Below are 1,500 nucleotides of genomic sequence, written 5' to 3'. Positions count from 1 at the left end.
TCGACCCGCATCGCCTCGTACTCGATCCTCGACATGGGCATCGGCGTTGCCAGCTGGTTCCACGAGGGCGGTGAATTCTCCGTCGACCAACTCGCCTACCAGTACGGCGACACCGCGCTGCGGGTGGTGGGCGCGCTGCCTCACGGCGGCACTCGGACCGGGGCGAGCCGGAGTAATGCCTGATCCGCAGCTGACCGGCGATTGCCGGGACAGCCGGCACCGGCGTGTCCGTGGCCGCGGACAGGTCCGGCCGTGATCAGCCGTGAACGGCATTGAGGACGGCGGCGAGCTTTTCGGGCGTGGCGCGGTGCGGGAGGGGATCTTGGTCATCCTCTGCGCCAAGTCAAGTCAAGCGAACCCTGCAGTCAGGGGCGGAGCGCAGAGCAACGGGCGCCCCGCCCGCGCCATTGTGCTGATCACGAGCAAGTTCCTCGCCCAGGCGACAAGGGCGGCGCACTGCCGACCCTGCACGCGACGACGCAGGGCATCCGTGCGCGAGCTACGCCCGCCGCCTGTGGGCGGCGTCGGAAGTGCAGGGCCGCTGAGGGTGGGGCTGTGGGTCGCTGCCGCCGCTCGCCGCCACAGCCAACTCGAAAGCGGGACGCTCATCCCGTATAGTTAATCGGGATGGCCATCCCACTTATGGGTGGCCGTATCGCCACAGGAGGTTTGCGTCATGAGCAAGGTCTGGTTCATCACCGGTTCGTCGCGCGGTTTCGGCCGCGAGTTCGCCCTGGCCGCCCTGGAGCGCGGCGACCAGGTCGCGGCCACCGCCCGCGACACCGATTCCCTGAAAGACCTGGTCGCCGCCCACGGCGAGGCGATCCTTGCGCTGCCCCTGGATGTGACGGACAAGGCCGCCGCCGCCGAGTCCGTCCAGCGGGCACACGCACACTTCGGCCGCCTGGACGTCGTCGTCAACAACGCCGGCTACGGCCTGTTCGGCGCTGTCGAGGAACTGACCGAGCGGCAGGTCCGCGACCAGATGGAGACCAACTTCTTCGGCGCCCTGTGGGTGACCCAGGCCGCGCTGCCCCTGCTGCGCGAGCAGGGCAGCGGCCACATCGTGCAGATCTCCACCATCGGCGGCGTGACCACCTACCCCAGCCTCGGTGGCTACCACGCCTCCAAGTGGGCCCTGGAAGGACTGACCGAGTCCCTCGCCAAGGAAGTCGCCGCATTCGGGATCAAGGTCACTCTGGTCGAGCCCGGCGGCTTCGCCACCGACTGGGCAGGCGCCTCCGCCAGCTTCGCCGAGCAGCTGCCCGCCTACGATGGGTTGCGCGCGGCCCTGGCCGAGGGCTGGCGCGACGTGAAGCTCGGCGACCCCACCGCGGCCGGACCGGCACTTCTGAAGATCGTCGACGCCGATGTCCCGCCCCTGCGCGTCTTCTTCGGCACCGATGGACTGGACATGATCCCCCAGGTCTACGCCGAGCGCCTCAAGACCTGGCAGGACTGGGCCCACGTCTGAACTCCCGGGCGATCGCCTCACCGGAC

At 69.4% G+C, this 1,500-nt stretch carries 1 protein-coding gene and 1 pseudogene; both read left to right on the top strand.

Annotation, left to right across the window (positions count from 1 at the left end; genetic code table 11):
• Positions 1 to 183: pseudogene (locus ABZ646_RS46485) on the top strand (hypothetical protein); the annotation flags it as partial.
• 493 nt (positions 184 to 676) lie between these two features.
• Positions 677 to 1,474, top strand: a complete 798-nt coding sequence (locus ABZ646_RS46480) for an SDR family oxidoreductase (RefSeq protein ID WP_360533805.1) — start codon at positions 677 to 679, stop codon at positions 1,472 to 1,474.
• The last annotated feature ends 26 nt before the right edge of the window (positions 1,475 to 1,500 follow it).

This window comes from Streptomyces sp. NPDC007162 (assembly GCF_040634175.1).
In the GTDB taxonomy this organism is placed as follows: Bacteria; Actinomycetota; Actinomycetes; order Streptomycetales; family Streptomycetaceae; genus Streptomyces.
This window is presented reverse-complemented; position numbering and strand designations above follow the sequence as displayed.